This is a genomic window from Amycolatopsis sp. NPDC051371 (assembly GCF_040682155.1).
Classification (GTDB): Bacteria; Actinomycetota; Actinomycetes; order Mycobacteriales; family Pseudonocardiaceae; genus Amycolatopsis.
This window is the reverse complement of record NZ_JBFBAG010000026.1, coordinates 124,254-142,389: the sequence shown is the minus strand read 5'-3', so window position 1 is coordinate 142,389 and position 18,136 is coordinate 124,254. Positions and strand designations below refer to the sequence as shown.

At 65.7% G+C, this 18,136-nt stretch carries 14 protein-coding genes; 5 read left to right on the top strand and 9 right to left on the bottom strand.

Going from position 1 to position 18,136, the window contains the following annotated elements; translation table 11 throughout:
• Positions 1-16: 16 nt before the first annotated feature.
• The 3 genes from AB0M59_RS29505 to AB0M59_RS29495 all read right to left on the bottom strand — a co-directional run bounded on the left by AB0M59_RS29505 (position 17) and on the right by AB0M59_RS29495 (position 5,306).
• Positions 17-3,082 carry a CHAT domain-containing protein gene (locus AB0M59_RS29505; protein WP_364621349.1) on the bottom strand — a complete coding sequence of 1,022 codons (3,066 nt, stop codon included), beginning with the start codon at positions 3,080-3,082 and terminating at the stop codon, positions 17-19.
• Positions 3,083-3,174: 92 nt separating this feature from the next.
• Positions 3,175-4,002, bottom strand: coding sequence for a hypothetical protein (locus AB0M59_RS29500; protein ID WP_364621346.1), 828 nt, complete (start codon positions 4,000-4,002; stop codon positions 3,175-3,177).
• On the bottom strand, positions 3,999-5,306 hold the full coding sequence (locus tag AB0M59_RS29495) for a hypothetical protein (protein ID WP_364621344.1): 1,308 nt from the start codon (positions 5,304-5,306) through the stop codon (positions 3,999-4,001). Before AB0M59_RS29495 ends, AB0M59_RS29500 begins: the two co-directional genes overlap by 4 nt.
• A gap of 358 nt (positions 5,307-5,664) precedes the next feature.
• Here AB0M59_RS29495 and AB0M59_RS29490 point away from each other — a divergent pair, with 358 nt between their 5' ends.
• Positions 5,665-8,118, top strand: coding sequence for a tetratricopeptide repeat protein (locus AB0M59_RS29490; protein WP_364621410.1), 2,454 nt, complete (start codon positions 5,665-5,667; stop codon positions 8,116-8,118).
• Here the strand turns inward: AB0M59_RS29490 and AB0M59_RS29485 are convergent.
• Both AB0M59_RS29485 and AB0M59_RS29480 read right to left on the bottom strand, forming a co-directional pair.
• Positions 8,104-8,781, bottom strand: a complete 678-nt coding sequence (locus AB0M59_RS29485) for a transposase (protein ID WP_364621342.1) — start codon at positions 8,779-8,781, stop codon at positions 8,104-8,106. The two genes, AB0M59_RS29490 and AB0M59_RS29485, sit on opposite strands and share 15 nt — an antisense overlap.
• Positions 8,718-9,074, bottom strand: a complete 357-nt coding sequence (locus tag AB0M59_RS29480; protein ID WP_364621340.1) for a transposase — start codon at positions 9,072-9,074, stop codon at positions 8,718-8,720. Before AB0M59_RS29480 ends, AB0M59_RS29485 begins: the two co-directional genes overlap by 64 nt.
• Positions 9,075-9,170: 96 nt before the next feature.
• Here AB0M59_RS29480 and AB0M59_RS29475 point away from each other — a divergent pair, with 96 nt between their 5' ends.
• Positions 9,171-9,368: a hypothetical protein gene (locus AB0M59_RS29475; RefSeq protein WP_364621337.1), complete on the top strand. Its 198-nt coding sequence runs from the start codon at positions 9,171-9,173 to the stop codon at positions 9,366-9,368.
• Positions 9,369-9,858: 490 nt separating this feature from the next.
• Here the strand turns inward: AB0M59_RS29475 and AB0M59_RS29470 are convergent, their stop codons facing one another.
• Positions 9,859-10,608, bottom strand: coding sequence for an Ltp family lipoprotein (locus tag AB0M59_RS29470; RefSeq protein WP_364621335.1), 750 nt, complete (start codon positions 10,606-10,608; stop codon positions 9,859-9,861).
• A gap of 501 nt (positions 10,609-11,109) precedes the next feature.
• Here AB0M59_RS29470 and AB0M59_RS29465 point away from each other — a divergent pair.
• On the top strand, positions 11,110-12,477 hold the full coding sequence (locus tag AB0M59_RS29465) for a recombinase family protein (protein ID WP_364621332.1): 1,368 nt from the start codon (positions 11,110-11,112) through the stop codon (positions 12,475-12,477).
• Between the two features lie 183 nt (positions 12,478-12,660).
• On the opposite strand, the gene AB0M59_RS29460 is transcribed toward AB0M59_RS29465, so the two are convergent.
• A complete protein-coding gene (locus AB0M59_RS29460; protein ID WP_364621329.1) occupies positions 12,661-12,927 on the bottom strand; it encodes a hypothetical protein in 267 nt (88 codons plus the stop codon).
• Positions 12,928-13,151: 224 nt separating this feature from the next.
• Here AB0M59_RS29460 and AB0M59_RS29455 point away from each other — a divergent pair, with 224 nt between their 5' ends.
• Together AB0M59_RS29455 and AB0M59_RS29450 are read left to right on the top strand one after the other, a co-directional pair.
• Entirely contained in the window at positions 13,152-13,985 is an 834-nt protein-coding gene (locus tag AB0M59_RS29455; RefSeq protein ID WP_364621327.1) for a nucleotidyltransferase domain-containing protein, read from the top strand.
• On the top strand, positions 13,982-14,593 hold the full coding sequence (locus AB0M59_RS29450) for a metallophosphoesterase (protein ID WP_364621324.1): 612 nt from the start codon (positions 13,982-13,984) through the stop codon (positions 14,591-14,593). The genes AB0M59_RS29455 and AB0M59_RS29450 overlap by 4 nt, the downstream gene beginning before the upstream one ends.
• Here AB0M59_RS29450 and AB0M59_RS29445 read toward each other — a convergent pair.
• Both AB0M59_RS29445 and AB0M59_RS29440 read right to left on the bottom strand, forming a co-directional pair.
• Positions 14,541-16,196, bottom strand: a complete 1,656-nt coding sequence (locus tag AB0M59_RS29445; RefSeq protein ID WP_364621321.1) for a DUF4062 domain-containing protein — start codon at positions 16,194-16,196, stop codon at positions 14,541-14,543. The two genes, AB0M59_RS29450 and AB0M59_RS29445, sit on opposite strands and share 53 nt — an antisense overlap.
• 521 nt (positions 16,197-16,717) lie before the next feature.
• Entirely contained in the window at positions 16,718-17,962 is a 1,245-nt protein-coding gene (locus tag AB0M59_RS29440) for a toll/interleukin-1 receptor domain-containing protein (protein ID WP_364621407.1), read from the bottom strand.
• Positions 17,963-18,136: the final 174 nt, after the last annotated feature.

Here is an 18,136-nt window from a genome sequence, read left to right as displayed (position 1 = left end):
CGCTCCTCTTCCGTTGTCACGCGGACGCCACCGTGCGGCTGATGCACACGAATCCGGCCCAGTAGGCGGGAGGTGGTGTCCTCCGCTTCGAGCGGACGTAACCGAGCTGCGCTTCCCTGAGAGCCGCAGCCGGGTGCTTCCCTTCGACGATCCGGCGGACGGTCTCCGGGGCCAGCCGTCCCGCGGCGACATCGCCCACGCCGACGATTCCGCCGATCACCGCAGAGGCACCACCGAGCACGCAACTGATCGGCAAGCCCAGGGGCTCCTCGCCTCGGTCGCCTGGAACGTGTCCGACGAAACAGGCCGCGAAAACGACCCACGACGGCCAGTCCAAGGTGAGTGCGGTGGCAGCGGATATCCGGCCGCCGTCGTGGAACAGCAGGTGCTGTTTCAGCCCCACGCCGTCGCCGTGCAGCGCGATGTACGCCCCGGACGGCTTGCTGCGGTGCAGCGCGTCCAGCAACTCGTCGCGCGAGGTGACCCGCTCGTGGTGCAGCAGTTCGAGAGCCGCTTCCTCCCGGCCGGACGAGACCTCGGCATCCAGGTAGGTGACGATCGGCCCGGGCGCCGGCACCGGAGCCGTTCGGGTCAGGACGGCGAGGGCCGGCACGATCTGGATCGACGCGCTCTCCAACAGCAGCCTGCCGTCCTCCAGGCGCAAAGCCGGCCAGGGCAGCGCGGCGAGAACGGAGCCGGGTACCACGATCAGGTTGCGCGCTTCGACGGTCTTCACCAGCTCCGCACGCAGCGCCTGCGGAAGCAACGCTGCCGCGAGACCACTCCATCGCCGAACCTCTTCCGGGTCGGACTGGGAGGTCAGCAAGACCTCGTACCTGCGTTCGGGGCGTCCCACGTCGACGACCTCGAGCAGGTTCGCGTCGTCGATCCGGATCCGGCTGGTCGTGGCCCGGCCGGCGGGCGAGAGCCACACCACGTGTCCCGACAGGACTCCCTCGGCCAGGTCGACCAGGTAGATCAGCGCATGACTGTCACCCACCGCACTTCGGAGCCGGGAAACGTCGACGGCCTCGGGGAGATACGCCGCCGCGAACTCCGCTGAGAGCTCGGTTGCGAGCTCTTCGTGCAGGCGGGCGAGTTCGTCGGCTTGCCGTTGGTCGTGGTCGCTCGCTTCGAGGGCCTCGATCCGGCGGCGCAGATCCTTGACGCTGTCGCTGTGGTCCCGGTTCTCCTGCCGCAGGGTGTCGGCGAGGGCGTTGCGCTTCAGCGATTCCACCAGCTCTAGGGCGATCAGCCCGCTGCGGTCGTCGACCTCCTGGATCCGGGCCAAGGCGTCGAGTGCGGCCCGGTAGACGCTGTCGTGCCGGATGGTCAGATCGCGCCGATAGCGGCCCAGCGCAAGCTGCCCCCGCAACGACTCGAGTTGCCGGGTACCGGCGGTCAGCTCGGGAAGACCTTTCCCCGCGTTGGTCCGGTTCAGGCTGCAGCCCAGGACGATACGGGCGATGGACTGTTCGAATCCGTCCGAGGGGTCGTTGAGTGCGTTGATGGCGGCTCTCAGGTTGTGCGCGGCCGTACCCGGTTTCGCGCGGTCGAGCTGGAGACGTCCAAGCAGCAGGTGCACCCGTCCGATGGTCGGCTCCAGGCGCTTGATCTGCTCGTGCGCGATCTGGAGGTCGGCACTGATGTCCGCCAGGGAGAGCAGTTCCAGCAGGCGTTCCTCCATCGCCTGCGACGGTTCTCTCTCGGCGAGCACCGAGACGACAGCCAGCTCCGTCTCGATCAGCTGCTCGAGATTGCCCGCCCGCAACAGCCCTCTGGTGGATTTCCCGAGTGCCACCAGGGTGGATTCGGTATCTGCTCCGCTCATGGCCAACGCTTGCGCGTGCGCGGCGAGCACGAGGGGGTTCCGGCGTTGTGACCGCGTCTTCACCGCTTCCGCGAGGATCTTCGTTGCGCAATCTGTGTCGCCGGCGGCCAGGAGGACCCGGCCCCTCGTTCCCAGGATCGGCGGCGGCACAGGATGGACTCCGGTGGCCAGGTCCCGCGCCTGCTCGGCTGCCCGTACCGCAGCCTGGATGCGACCGGAGGTCAACGCGACGTGCGCACACGCTGCGGCTGCCTGTGACCGGATCCGCGGAGAGATGCCGTCGTCGCCGGCCAGCTGTGCCCATAGCCGTTCGGCGATCCGGTAGCGCTTGTCCTCGAACGCCATCCGAGCCGCAGTCCACGTTTCCCGGGCCCGTGGCCAGCCCTCGAGAGCGCCCAGGCTCGGCCGGTACCTACGAGCCGACAACAACCTTTCGGACATTTTCGTGTAGGCGAACCGTGCCGGCGGAACCACCGCCAACGCGCATCCGAACAGCCAAAGGGTCAGCCAGCCGTACAGGATGAAGGAAGCGACCGTGAGCAGAACGGACCCGGTGATCGGCGGCGTCTTGGTCGCTGTGCGCCGAGTCAGCGACCACGTCGTCAAAGCCGCCGGCACCGCTGCCGACCAAGCCGGCAGGCTCCAGCCGAACAACGCTCCCGGCTGCAGCGAACCGGTCAGCACCACCAGCGATACGGCGGCTGCGACCGCGACGAGCCTGCTGATGACCAGAGCGGCCGATTCGTTCATCGCCAATCGCAGCAACCTCATCTCCACCTGTGGTCCGGTCGCGACCGGCCAGTCCCACAGCAGGAAGCCCCGCACGAGCTCGGCCGTGGCACGCCAGAGGACGGCAGGATCCGCCTGAGCCCAGCTCGCTACCCAGTAGGTCGCCGCAGGGCCGGCGAGTTCGAACTCATCGTCTTCGACTCGCAGGAGCTTGCGCAGCTTGGCCTTCGCCGCATGCGGACGCGTGCCCCCCACCAGTGCTCGCCGGCCACGCCGAACCAGCAGCACACCGCGTCGCAGCGAGCCTCCCCCCAGCTTGAGAGCCAGGACTCCGACGGTCGAACCGGCAACGACGGCCACGCCGATCGGCCAGAACACCAGACCTCCGAGGGCAGCGACCACGACCGACATCCACCAGCGGCGGTTCGGCCGTACCGTCACCACGAGCGTCGCCATTCCTGCCGCGACCCAGAACGGCACTCCGGCAGTCAGGGCCGAGACGCACGACACCAGAGCGGTCACGGTGCACGCCGGACGGATCAAGAACCAGAGCCACGCGGCGGAAGTCGGCCACACCGCGATCTGTGCTCGTACCGAACTGGCAACTGATCTGCTCATCGTCCCCACGTCCCGCTCGGGTTTCGGCCGGTGATCCTGGCCCAGTCGGTGTCGTCCAGCACCGAGGACCTCTTGGTGCGGCCACGCAGGTCGAGGTCGACACGGACGACTATGAGCCCTCCTCCTGGCTGTTTCGCCGCCTTGATCAGCATGTCCGCCATAGCCGGCTGCGACAGACCCAGCACTCGCAGCGGCAGTGCGTGATCCGCACCGAGGTTCGCGACGGCCGCGGACGCGCGGGAGTTCGGCAACAAGGTCGCCGCGGCCGCCACCGTGTGGATGTCGAGAACCTGGTGTGCGTCCGGGTGCTGTCCGGCGAGCAGAATCGCCTCCGCTGCGACCACCGTCCACCTGGTGTTCGCCACCAAGCCGCCTTCCCCGCTGACGTCGGCACGCACACCACGCCCGGCGGAGCCCCACCTGCCGGGGTCGAGGGCGATGGCGGCTTCCAGGAGGACCAGCGTGTCCACGACCTCTGCCGCGGGGAGCGTGATCGATCCCCGAGCTTCCGAAACGAGTGCTGACAACGCGTGTTCGTCGAAGACCGCCGGGACGCGTCCGAACCGCAGGGTCCACTGCCCGAGCGCTTCCGCCGCGGCGCCCAGCGCTGCTGCTGCGACGGCCACCCAGGCCCCGGCGAGCAGAGCCAGGACAAGCCCGGCTGCCTGGAAATGGTATTTGAGCTGGATGGTCACCAATACCGTCAGCGAAACGAGAAGCCAGCTCCAGTGCTCCGTTGCGGCAGCCTGCACGACCCCGCCCGCGGCGACGAACGTCGCCGTGACTTTGGTCCAGGCCTTGACCTGCAGGAATCCGCCTGTCATGCCCGCGCACCTGCCGCGGCCGAACGAACCAGGACGGCTACGCGACGGGGAAGCCGCATCCGGTCGTTCCGGGCCAGCTGCTTGGCGGTGTACCGCCGACGCTTCACCCAGCCGCGGTATTCCGCCGGCGTCAGCCGGACGCCGGTCCGCGCGGTCAGCGCCTGCCGTTCCGCCCTCTCCTGGAACCAGCCCAGCAGGGAATGCGCCGCCATCGTGAGGGCCGCCCACGGGTTCACGACCGCCAGGACGACCGAGACCGCGCCGGAGAACCACGAGGAAACCGCGGGCGGCCCGTAGAACACCGCGAGGAGCAGCACGAGCTCCCACCAGTTCGCGTTGCGCGCGATGTCCTGGACGACGAGGGCGATGGTCGCCAGGAGGAAGACGAGGTTGACCAAGGTCCAGGCGAAGACCCGGCCACCGACCTTGGTGCGCCCGGACGGTTCTCCGTGCTCGGCTGCCCCGGCAGCCAGCTGCTTCGGCGACAGGCCGATCACCGACAAGATGCCCTTCATCGCGGCCGAAGGCCGATCGGTCATCGCGAACAACAGTTGCTCCGCGCCGGGGGTCGCCGTGCCGAACTCCACCTTCGCCGCGCGAACCACGCTGTCGAGCGTCGCAGTGCCGAGGGAGCGCGCCGCATCGGCGGCCTGTTCGAGGGCCGGCACGATCAACGAGCCGTTCGAACTGGCCCCGATCTCGCCGTGTGCAGCGAGGACACCCAGGAGGTCCAGGTCGTCGGGATCCCGGCTGCCCGCGTGCATCGCCGCACGCAGGCACCAAAGGGAAGGGTCATCGGCCGCCGGGGTGATCGTCGTCTCCACCGGGCGATCGAGGCCGTCCAGCCGGTCGCCGAGCAATTCGTCCTGCACCACCTCCAGGAGGCGGGAGTGCCCCACCTCGCGCCGCGAAAGCAGGCTCACCGCCGCAGCGGAACCCGGCTCGAGCACCAAGGCGACTGCCAGCACGCCGGGCGTGATGGCGGGCATGCCGTGCGTGGCCGCGAGGTGTGCGGCTCGGGCAAGGGCCCGCGCCGCTGCCGCAGAAAGCGCAACGCCCGACCAATTCGCCTCGGCGGGCCTGCCGTCGGGGTCATGGTTCGAGACGAAGGTCCCCGGCGCCGGGTAGCCCACCTCTTGCCACACTCGCGACCAGTCCTCACGAGCGTCCACGCGGGCGAGCGCCAGGAACAGCCGGCCGGTCTCGATCGGCGTCCCCGGTGTCACCTCCCGCGCCGCGAGGTCGAGCGCGCCGCGGACGATCTCGCCCACTTGACGGGCGGCGTTTTCTCCGGGCTTCGTCACCGCCACTTCCTTCCTCGGAACTTCTTGCTATTAGCTTTCGCGCGTCCGGCTGTTACGGATGCCGGACATGGACGCCTAGGGTTCACTCGTTCGGATCACGATCGGTAACGGGAACGAATCGGCCCGAAATCCGCGGTCAGTGGGTGATCATGTGATTCACGCCCCTTCGTCGAACGTGCAAGCACGCGGCCGGATATCGATCGGCATTGCCGTCACGCGAAGCAGGACGAGCGCATCCGCATCTCGTACGACCGAGCGCAGCCACGCGCTTCTCCGCTCCGTTGCGCGCCACCCCACCACACCCGAGGTCCGGACCGGAAGCCAGACTGGACAACGCTGGAATACTCTGGACGGCGTGATGCCCGGAGAGCAGGAAATCGGAGGAGAGTTGCCGGTCAACCAACACGGCGACGCCGACGGAGATTCTTTGACCGCCCGCTTCGTCACCTTGCTGAACGAGGAAGTGCAGCGCAGAGAAAGGACACTCCAGCGGCAGTTCGACCGGCGTCAGCTCGCCAGATCGATGAAACTGTCACCGGCCAGCCTGTACGCCTACCTCAACGGAACGACACAACCTTCCGGCAAGACCTTCGACCTCATCTTGGCCGAACTGGGCATAGCCGGAGCACCGGCGCGCAAGCTGACAGCTCTGCGAGACAAGATCGAAGTCTCGCGCCGCAGCAAGCCTCGGCAACCGCGCGCAAAGGCCGTTGCACCTTCACCTGTACCCGACCAACTCCCCATGCCGAACAGGGCGTTCACCGGGCGTGGACCCGAACTCGAAATCTTGGACCGGTTGCACGCCGCGAATGGCGACGATCACCGATCACCCACGATCGCGATCATCGACGGGACCGCCGGGGTGGGCAAGACGGCCCTCGCCGTGCACTGGGCCCACCAGGTCAAGGACACGTACGCCGATGGTCGGCTTTATGCCGATCTGCACGGTTTCGCCGATGGCGCGCCCGCCGACCCCGCTCATGTGCTGGACCGGTTCCTCCTCGGACTGCACGTCGACGCTACAGCGATACCCGCGGACCGGAACGCGAAAGTCGACCTTTATCGAAGCGTTCTCGCCGGGCGACGGGTGCTTATCCTCCTCGACAACGCGCGCTCAGCAGAGCAGGTCCGTCCGCTCTTGCCCACGACCTCCACGGCCTTCACCGTCGTCACCAGCCGGAACCGGCTCAACGGGCTGATGGTGCGCGAAGGCGCGCGCGAAGTGCCTCTCGATGTGCTGCCCGGCCCCGACGCGATCCAGCTGATCGGCTTCCAGATCGGCCGGCAGCGGCTCGAGGAGGAACCCGAGGCTGTGACCGCTTTGGCTCGTGCCTGCGCTCGGCTGCCACTGGCTCTGAGCATCGCCGGAGTCCACCTCGCGGCGCATCCGGCGGTGACCGTCTCACACGTGGTCGACGAGCTGCGCACCAGCGCACGGGGCTTGCTGGATCCACTGCGAACGGACGAACCGGATCTCGACCTGCGCTCCGTTTTCGACTGGTCGTACGACACCTTGCCCGGCGAGGCGGCGCGGCTGTTCAGGTTGCTGAGCCACCACCCGGGCCCCGACATAGACGCGGACGCTTGTGCTGCTGTCCTCGGCGTCGACCTGGCGCCTCGTGCCGAGCTTTCGAAGCTGGAGAGTGCGCGCTTGATCGAAGAGCGGCGCCAAGGGCGCTTCAGCTTCCACGATCTGCTCCGCACCTACGCCGCCGAGCTGGCCCGCCGGGACGACCCGGCTCGAAGTGGCGAGGCGGTCGAACGAATGCTCGAGCACTACCTCTGCGCCGCCCGCGCGGCCCATGCGCTGATCCAGCCGTGCGCGCGAGGTGTCGGAAGCCCGGCAACCGTGGCCGGCTCACAGTTGCACAGCTACTCCGACGCAATGTCGTGGTTCACGAATGAACTCGATGTCCTGCGCTCGCTGATCACGAAGGCCGCCGACACCGGCTTCGAACGCTACGCTTGGGAGCTGACCTGGGCCTGCTCCGTATTTCTCCGGCGCACCGGCAGGCGCGCCGACCGGGAACAGCTCCACCTCACCGCCCTCCGCGCGACCGAGCAGGCCGGTGATCGCAGAGCGCGCGCGATCACCCTGCGAATGCTCGGCGACGCCGTGGCGCGTATGGGACGGCTCGAGGAGGCGGCGGCTCTCGCCCTGAGTTCGCTCGCCGAATCGAACCTGCTCGAAGAGGTCGACCAGGTCCGCCAAACCCACCTGTCGCTCGCTCGCATCCACGCGTCCGAGGGGGAGTACGAACTGGCACTCCAGCACGCCGAACAAGCCCTCCGCCACGCCGAGGACGGGTCCGACGAACTCGCGAAGGCCGACGGATTCGCGTCCTTGGCCATGCAGAACCTGCACTTGCTCCGGCACGACGAAGCTGGTCGTTTCGCTGCGCGAGCCTTGTCGATCTACGAACGAATCGATCACCACGAGGGCCAGGCCAGTGTACTCAAGATCCTCGGCACGGCTGATCTGCGAAGCGGAAGACTCCGTCAGGCGCTCGAACACCACACTCGCGCCCTCGCACTCGACCGAAGGCTCGGCGACCCCTACTGGGAGGCTCACGGCTTGAGCCAGCTCGCCGATTGCCACGCAGAGCTCGGAGAGATCGAGGAAGCAGGGCAACTGCGCCGACAGGCGATCGGTCTGCTAAGAGGTCTGAATCATCCGGATGCCGAAGTCATCGCCGGAGATCCGGGACTTCCGCCGGACCTTGCGCGCGAATACCCGGCCGGAGGTCCTCAAACGGCCGCTCCGAAACCTTCAACGGCACACCCGTACAGCAACCGCTCAATCCGGACGTAGCGGCCACATCGCCAGGGTTGATCCCTGCCTCCGGTCCGACCTACTCTTCAGCGTCGCTGATTGCCGAGGAGTCTCAATGAGCCTGTCAAGCGACGGCAGTGGTCGTGACTGGTGGTGAGGGGTGGAACTCGCGGCGGTCGCGCAGCAGGCCCAGATGACATCGACCAGGCGGGGGGCCAGGGCGATCAGGGCTTGGGTGTGGCGTTTCCCTTCGCTGCGTTTGCGCAGGTAGAAGGCGCGGGATGGGCTGTCGGGGCGTTTGATCGCCGACAGGGCGGCCAGGTAGAACACTCGGCGCAGCCCGCGGTGGTAGCACTGGGGGCAGTGCAGGTTGCCGCGTATCCGCCCGGAATCTCGGGGCACCGGCGCGAGACCGGCGTAGGCGGCCAGGTGCCCGGAGCTGCGGAACGCGGCCTGCAGGTCGCTGCCGGTGCCGGCCAGCAGCTGGGCCCCGAGGATGGGATCGAACCCGTCGAGGCTGGTGATGGGCCGGGCGTCGGGGTGTTCGGCGAACCGTGCGCCGAGTTGCTTGTCCAGGTCTTTGATTTCCCGGTCCAAGTCGGGCAGTCGCCGGGCCAGCCGGGCGATCAACGGCGCGGTCACCGGCTCGCCCGGCAACGCCACGGTCTGCTCCGCCGTGGCTGCCTGGGCCTTGTCCACCATGGACGGGATTGCCTTGGTCCAGGCGCCATGCTCGGCCAGATAGGCCGACAGACCGGCTGCTTCGGGAGCGCGGACGCCGGCCGGGGTTTGGAACCGGTGAGCAGGATCAACCCGGAGCGGGTGGAGTAGTCGAATGCCCGTTCCAGCGCCGGAAAAATGCTCGCGAGCAGCTCGCGGATCCGGTTGATCCCGCGCACCCAGTCGGCCATCAGGTCTTCCCGTCGCGCGGTGAGCACCTGCAGGTCGGCCACGATCTCCTCGGGGCTGGTGATCGGGGTCAGATCGCGGCGCATCCGGGCGGGTTCGGCGATGGCGCGGGCGTCACGCGCGTCGACTTCTGGACCGCGCTGGGCGCGCTCACCCTGTTCGCGGACGTCATCGACGACAGCGTGAAGGCGTACGAGCTGCGCCAGGACACGTATCTCCTGGCGGCCGGCGTCCTCTACGCCGTGGCCGCCTACCTCCTCCAGAAGGACGTACTGGCTGTCTCGGAGGCGGTCAAAGCCATGGACAGCTTCAGCTTCAGTCGCACGAAGAAGGTCAATGACCCTGGCGCAAGAATTACTCAGCCAAACAGAAAGCTATGACGACGTCACATGACCTCAGATCGTGCCGCTCCGACGTCGGGCAGATCACGTCGGGGCAACTGATGGCCCAGACTGGGGAATAACGTTTGAGCCCGCTGCTGAATACCACTGATCACAGCGTTGCGCAGGTGAAGCTCGACAGGATCTCGGGCTAGCTCCAGCGATGCTTCGCCAGCTGCCACTGCGTCGATGAGAATCTCGGGCGCATCCAGGTGCCCCTGAGACGGCCAGCCATGCGTCACAGCGTATGACTATCGTCGCCGTTACTTGAGGCCTCCGCGAGGACCCCGCCCGCTACTTCCGGCTACGCATCAGGCGATGGTCAACGCGACGCGCCCCCATAGAAGACGCCGGCCGCGTTGCTGGAACGCCTTACCCGCTTCCCGGCGCGAGACGCTCGACGTCCCGTGCTCGGCGACGATCGGCGACCAATTCCGCGACAAGGTCGTATGGGTGAGGACATCCGTTACTCCCGTTGGTTGCGGCGGATCTACTTGCAGGCTGCAGTCTGGCCAGCCCCATAGGCGGCCTGGGCCTTCGTGAAGCCGTCACCCGCCGACGATGACAGCTGCTGCTTCAACCCCGAGCAAGAGAACGACGTGAAGCTCAAGTAGTTCTCCGCCGACTTGACCGCCTGCGCGTTCCAGTCCACCGACAGGCTGTCGACGGCCTGGGTCGCCACATCCTTCGGGAACCCGTCGCCAGCCGACGAGGACAGCTGCCGGATCAGGCCGTTGCGCGAGAACGCGGTGAAGCTCAGGTAGTTCTGGGCGGAGGCGCGGGCCTGCTCGACCTGCGGCGGGAACTTGGGTGCCTCGCTCGTAGTGGGTGCCGGCGGCTCGACCGGAGCAGTGGCCGCGGCCGAAGCGGCGGCGTCGTTCAGGTTGGGGCTGGTGGTCTGAATGTGGTCGGGCGCGGCGACCGAGCTGGTCAGGGCAGCGGCGGGCATCCCGTTAGCGGCGTCGTTGACCGCCTTGCCGAAGGCCGCGGTCCAGAGCACGCAGATGACCAGCCCAATCGCCGACAGCACGACGGCGGTGATGGCCAGCCCCTTGTTGCTCGCCTGGCCCCGGTTGGCGCGCAGCGTCCCGACAATGCCGAAGATCAGCCCGAGGATCGTCAGCGGCCACGCGACGATCCCGATGATCGGGATGAACGCAAAGATCAACCCGATCAAGCCGAGCACGAACCCGGCCGTGCCGAGGCCGTTCTTGGGCTGGCTCGCCACCGACGGCGGCATGGGGGCGTAAGACACGAGGCTGCCTCTTTCAGTCCAGCGGCGACGCAACGGAACGCGTCACGCTCTGTGGCATTCGTCGACATCCGCATCCCGCGCGTAACAGTGCCCGAAAGCCGCTTCCGGTCACGAAAAGGACTCAGCCGACGATATTCACGATCATTTCCGCTGGTGACCGCAGTGAGCGACTGACTCACCACCGTTACCTAGGGTAAGAAATTGAAACTTCAAGTTCACTCGTTCGGAGCAAGAGGAGACGTGGGACGACGTCGCCCCGAGCTGAGTTACGACATGAGCGCTCACTGTCACTGGCTGGCGGCGAGCCTGCGAGACGACGACCCACCCTCACCTCCGGAGCTGCGGAAAACGCGTGCGTCGGGAGCGCCGCGGGCTAGATGACGCGTTGACTGCGCTGATCGGATGAACCGCTCAGAGCGCGCCGTCATAACCCAACGGCCGCGACATCCGTCCAGCGTGATCCCACCGCACCCGCCCTCGCCTCAGATGGCCGCACCACCTGCTGGCGCAGCCGACCTGCTGGCACAGTGGATGAACGGCAAGAACCTGGCAACCACCACCTCTACCCGCCCCGACCATGGCAGTGGCTTGCGGTTCGCCTTCTACGGCCGAACCTCGACCACCCGCCACCAAGACCGCGTGTCGTCACAAGGGTGGCAACGCGACATGGCCGATGAGTTGATCGCGGGCCACGGCCAGGTCGCCGCCACTTACTTCGACGCCGGCACTTCACGCCGCGTCCCGCGGCGACAGCGACCGCAGGCTGCCCAGCTCATGACCGCGGCCTCGAGCCCAGAATCCGTGATCGACGCGATCGTGATCGGCGAGTACGAACGCGCCTTCACCGGCACCCAGTTCGCCACCCTCTACACCTGGTGCGCCCGGCACAGCATCCAGCTCTGGCTCCCCGAGACAGGAGGTCCAGTCGATCTCGCCAACCGCGACCACCGGGCGCTGCTGTCGCTTCTCGCGACCCAGTCGCAGCGCGAAGTCCTACGCGCCCGCCACCGGGTGCTGGCGGCGATGCACAACCAGGCCACCCAGCAAGGCCGCTACCTCGGCGGACGACCACCCTACGGCTACCAACTCGTCGACGCCGGCCCGCACCCCAACCCCGCCGACGCCCGCTGGGGCCGACGCCTCCAGCGCCTCGCCCCCGATTCCCGAACCGCACCCCACGTCGCCTGGATGTTCCGCCAGCGTCTCGCCGGGCACAGCGTCGCCAGCATCGCCCGACACCTCAACGAGCGCGGTATCCCCTGCCCGTCCAGCGCCGATCCAGACCGGAACCGGCATCGAACCCGCAGTGCCTGGACCCTACGCACCGTCGCCGTCATCCTGGCCAACCCGCGCTACACCGGTCGCCAAACCTGGAACCGCCGCGCCACCGGCACCGAAGGCCCAGCCTCAACGCCCGCTCTGTCGACGAAGGCCGCCCATCCGGCGCTGATCACGGAGCAGGACTTCGTCGCCGCCCAGCAAGTCCGAGCGGCACGCCCCGCCAGCGACGGCCAGACTCGCCGATTCGCCCTCGCCGGGCTCATCCACTGCGGCGTTTGCAACCGGCGACTGGACTCCCACTGGAACCACGGGCGACCGACCTACCGCTGCCGCCACGGCCACACCAGCACCCAACGCGCGGGCCAGCCGCGGCCGAAGACGCTGTACGTCCGCGAGGACCATCTCGTCGACGAGATCAGCATCCGACTCGGAGATGAAGGTAACAACGGCCACACCACACCGGAGCTTGATCGGCCACGTCGCAGAAGTGTGGCAGCAGCGCTGCACAACTCGGGAAAGATCATCGTCTACGACGGCGCCGGATGGCGCCTGCAGAACATCGATTCGAGCTGAGCTACGATCATCCCAGCCTCAAGATCGCGTTTCGCGATCCGTGGGGTAATACTGTGTCCGACCATACGTGGGATATCTCCCGTGTTTGGGGAGATCATGCGCTCATAGTAGCGCAGAGTCACGGCGATCGCACGGACGGCTCACCGCGCGTCCGTACCTGACAGCGGCATTCAGCGTGGCCAGCTACCCGGACGCAGGCGGCACCAGCAGGGCAGCGCGGGTCCGGATCATCGCCGACGCGCCGGCACAGCCGGACCGTCTTGACCAGATGAGCGCCTGCACGAACTCGATCCCGAGCGCCGGTACCAAGACGACCCGGCACGCGCCCACGGCGAACAGGCACCCGGCCCGTGGCTTCAGGTCCGACCGCCTCACCGTCCAGCCGAGCCTCGAGAACACGGCCATCAGAACGTCCGAACCGGACTTGTACAGCGCGACCGCCCACAACACGGCCAGGACGGCCTTGCCGAGGTGCCGGCCGAGCTCCCCCGCCGCGTCCCGCCGCCCCGCGCCGGATGCGCTCGACGAGGCCGACCTGACCCCTCCCGGCCCCCCTGCGCCCTCGCACCCCGCCTTGTCGCAACAATCCCGCTGTTCAAGTCGGACATTGCCACCGAGTCGTTACGCTTCGACATATCGACACCTGAACGGGACCCGCATGGTATTCGTAGTCCATGACACCCGCCGCAGACAGTTCGGGGAGCATCGCCGAGACGGCGGTCGATCAGGCTGAGTTCAGGCGTCGACTGAGCGACTTCGGTGTACCTGGTTCCCTCATCGACGACGCATGGGAGATCGTTGCGGGTCCCGCCCAGGGTGTGCTGCTCTACGGCAGCTATGCCAGGCGGGAGGCGTCGGCTCAGTCCGATCTAGACATCCTGGTGTTGTCCGACGAACGGACTCATTCCGCCGAGTCGGAGCGAGTCAGTGTGGCCCTCTACACGTCCCCCCAGCTCCGCGAGGCACATGAGACTCTGTACGGGATGCACCTGGTGCGAGACGGTGTGATCATCCATGACAGTGCCGGCGTGCTAGCGGAGATTTTAGCAACTTTCAGTCCCCCCGACCCGGATCAGCTCCTGGAACGCGTTCGCCAGTTCGGCGTGATCCTCGACGTCACCGACAGCGATCGCTCGACCTACCTTCCGGGCCTCGTTCAGGTAGCGCGCTATCTCCTGCGGACAGCGACGTATGCGCTGGCACTTCGCGACGGCGACCCCTGCTTCTCAGTGGAGGAACTAGCGGTCCGGTTCGGCCAACCGGAGCTGACCACTCTCCTGTCGTCGCACCCCGGCGTGTATCCCGAGCCGACGCCCGAGGTGCTGACCGACCTGACCGATCGTTTGTCCTCGGCCGTTGGCTCGCTGCCGCAGAACCGTCACCGTTCGCTCCGCGCGCTGATCGTGACGACATCCGTCAGCGACCCTGATGTTTCACACCTCGCCACCTTCGCCCTGGGCAACGACGCCACGTTACCCTACACCGAAATTCCCAAGGTCGTCCTGTGACTGAGTATGCTTTCGTCGGCGACATTCACGGTTGTTTCAACGAACTCGAAAGTGTCGTGGCTCGTGCCCGCTCCCGGACACGGCACTTAGTATTTCTGGGCGACTACGTCAATCGAGGTAGGCAGTCACGACAGGTCATCGATTTCCTTATGAGCCTGCAGGAATCACGCGAGCTCGAGTGCGCCTTCTTGCGAGGCAATCACGACCAGGCGTTCCTGGAAGCCCTCGACAATGCCGAAATCGACGTGCTGCTTCGTATGGGCGGAGCGACAACGATCGCGTCCTACGTCGACGAGCTTTCCGACGACGTCCTGGCTCAACTCAGGCGGTCAGTTCCGGACGAGCACGTTCAGTTTTTCCGCAACCTTGCGATGTCTATGTCAACCGATCAAGTGTATGCGAGTCACATTCCGGACCTACGACTAGGAGAGCAGCAAGCAGCGGCCGGGAAGTACCGAATCCACGGTCACGTGGTCCAATCGAACGGAGTTCCGACGATCACCGAAACCCATGCTCTCATAGACACCGGCTGCGGCACGACGCCGACCGGCCGTCTCACTTGCTTGTTCTGGCCGAGTCTGGAGTGGGTTCAGTCGGAGCCTCGGTAGCGGGAGCCGCCGCCCATTCGCGTCGCACGGCATCGATATCTCTCACCAGAGGCTCGTTGCCACTGCTCTGCGCATACTGCTGCGCCTTGGCGAGGTCTTCGGCGGCGGCGCGCCCATCACCCTCTTGGCGGGCGATCATCGCCTTCAGCAAATACGACGTACCATACCCCGTCGCACTGTTCGTCCGCTCGCTCTCCTCGCGACAGAGTTCGGCGTGGCCACGTGCGAGACCCACATCGCCCTCGGCCAGAAAGTACTTAGCTAGCAGGGCATGAGCGATGCTGGTTCCGTCCGAGTTTCCTAGTGTTTCGTTGACTTCGAGCGCACGCTCGAGCAGCGCTCGAACGCCGTCCCGCACCCCAGCCCGCAAGCGCGCCTCAGCCAGCCCGCACAATGCGTTGGCCAAACAATGACCGTCGTTCTCGGTCTCGAGGATGCCCAGCGCCTCTTCGAAGAGCGTAGTGGCGTGGGCGAAATCCTCGCTAACCAAGCTCTGTCGCGCCAAGTTGATCGCGGACTGCGCGAGTTCGAGCGATGTGCCAAACTCCTTGCGCACGGAGTACGTCTTCTCAAACTGCTGCCGAGCCAGGTCAAGTTCCCCTACACGCAGCAGACTTAGCCCGTAGTTGTCGAGGGCGTAGCAGAGTTCCTGGTAAACCGGAGTGACGCTGGATTCCGCCGTGCGCACAGCCTCCCTGAGCACCTTGATCGACTCGGTGAGCGAACTTCGCTTTCGGTGGATGATGCCCATGTTGACCAAAGCTCGCACCCTGCGAGCCACAGAATCATGGTCTGTCGAGCTCAACACGCCGGGGTCTTCGATGATCTTCTGGTTCAATTCCAGCGCAGTGTCCAGCCGGCCAGTCCTCCGCATAAACAGGGCAAATTCAGCGACAGCTTCGACATCACCATCCTCGATCGCCTGAGCGAACAACAGCTCGGCTTGCATGAGCAATCCGCTCTTCGCGTGCTCCTTCGCAGCTTCGAGCAGTTTGATGTGACTTGCCACTGTCGCCCCTGCCTCGATAGTCCGAAGCTTCGGAAGGTCGATCTTGACCGGCTCACGCTCCGACAGCGGGCGGGCCCACTCGGCGAGCTGCTTCCGAATCGCCGCCTCAAAGCTCTGCTCCGAGTCGAAACTAACGAACTGCAACGACTTTGCCTCTTCGAGGTCGTTACGGAAGTTCATGACTTCCAGCAACTGCGGCCCCGGATCACGCAATCGTTCCGGCTCCAACGTGCGAAACACAACGAGCAAGTCGCGCATCACCGCGGTCGGACTGGCGAGAAGGTCAAGACACCGGTAGAACTCTTCCTCCGTCCCGGAGGAGTACGGCCCCTTCACCGCTGGCGGGGAGCCCCACCTGTCCCCGAGGATCAGGATCATGTAGTCGCACTCGTCGAGTTTGGGGTTGATGCGGTCTTGCGGGCGCCCGACGCCACCCGGCATGTCCTCCCAGGCACGAAGCAGAAAAACCACCTGCTCGGATTCGCTGGACTTCTCGTTGAACTCCCTGACCACCATGCGGCAGGCTTCGCGCTCCTTCGCCATGTTTCCCGGCGAAGCCAGGAAGATCAACCGACCCGAGAGTTCGACAGGCATGCGGACAGGGTACCGGGAGAGCGACTCGCGAACACTCTAGAGTACGCGTGTCCCAGTCCCTTTTTCCAGCACTTCGGTGCGAAGCCGATCGACGTCGCGACCGTCCGCAGTGGCCCCTGGACAGCAGCCGTCGACAGATGGCCGACCGCGACAGTGCTCGGCCGGCGCTGGCCGACAGGTTTCCTTAGCCGCACACCGCACCCTGACCGCAGTGAGCGCATGTGGAGTCGAACATCTTGGCGTCGTGGCTGCTGCTCCGGCCGCCAGCTCGGGTCGGAGCCTGGCGTTGGACAGTGCGGTCGCACCGGCGCTCAACTCCGCCCGGTACGTCGTGATCGGGATGATTGAGGAGTCGCTGCCACGTCCTCGTACAGACGTACAGAGTGGAAGATGCCGGACAAGGACCAGGCACGATGCTGGCCGTTCGCCCATCTAGACCAGTCCGCAACAACAGCCGGAACGAAGCCGACTGGCGGCAACACGAGGCACTGTGACGCCGTCGCGGATCGGATAAACTACACTTACTGAACTATTTCTGAGGCTGAAACAAACCCACAAGAACCCTTCCACACGTTGACTAGGTACCACTCACCATTCGCCAGCACTCCCTGAACTCGCGAGACACCGACGTCGTGCCCCTCGCTCGGCTTGTCACCTGCTCCGATGATGATCGATCGAGCGCCACGAGAAGGGCGTTCCCGGAACACGGCACCCGGCGTCACCGCAAGGTTATCACCTGGCAATACCGGGCTGATTATCAAAGGATTACATTGCTCAAGAATTACACCCTCACAGAACTCATAGTGGTCGAGCACATAGTTCCGATCGCGCAATTTATAGATCGAGTACAGCGGCTCGCCACTAATAAACAGGTCTGACGCAATGATCTCCTTGCCGCCACCTTGAGCCCGCCGAACTCTTGGCGCCGAGGAGCCCTGCACATCGAGAACCATCGCGTACGATCCCGGCGAATTAGTCATGTATACTTCCATCGGGCAGCCGCCCGATCCACAATAGAGGTCATTGCTGATAAAGTAATCTACCAGGCCATCTTCGTTTAGATCATCCGTGCGAAGAATTCTGTAGCCCGCGCCGTCGCTGGGCGACATTCCGGGAAGCTTCCTCAATTCGGTTGTAATCCACTGCTCAAATGCGACTTGCTGCTGCTCTGGAGACCTTTGCTCCGCGGCACGCTGTTGCCACAGTGCCGTGCCGACGACCGCGATGACGACCGTCGCGACTGCACACCAAGCCGCAATCATCTTTTGATGACGTCGGCGGTGTCGGCGCCACAGTACGTCAAAGTCGACGGCCAAAATGGCAGCAACGACACGTACGAGGCTGTGGCGCTTCAGTCGGCGCTTGACTCGACAATCCACCCACAAAAATTCCTGCTGCTGTTCACGCAAGGTCGAAGGAAGTTCAGGTGGCCGATTTGGATCGCCGCCAGTTACAACTATGGCAAGGCGTTCAGTACCATGGGTGGCAACAAAATGAGCGACCTCAAGATCTACATAAGGTGATCTTGCGGACGCGGGGGATGCCAGCAGCACCATCGCTGAAGAATTTTCTATAGCCTGGCGCAGCCTTTCGTCTAGCACCCCAGAACCGGTCATCTCGTCGTCGTCGCGGAACACCGGACGTAGACGTCGATCCGGGAGGCCAGGTGCACGTATGACAGGTCGGACAGGCCGAGGAACCTCAAATCGCTCCAGCCGTCGGTGCAACGAGCGTGCACGTCGCTTGTCTGACCAGTTGTAGGACATGAAGGCCCAGTAGCGACGCATAGTACCCGTGACATCGGCAGGCACGAGTAATTCCACCCCCAAGACTACTGCGGCGAACCAAATGCTGGTCTCAACGGTCGCACCGGGGCCGCGACAAACCTACGCGCATCAGGATACGCGAGAGCGGCAGGCGACTGCGGCCGGATCTCAACC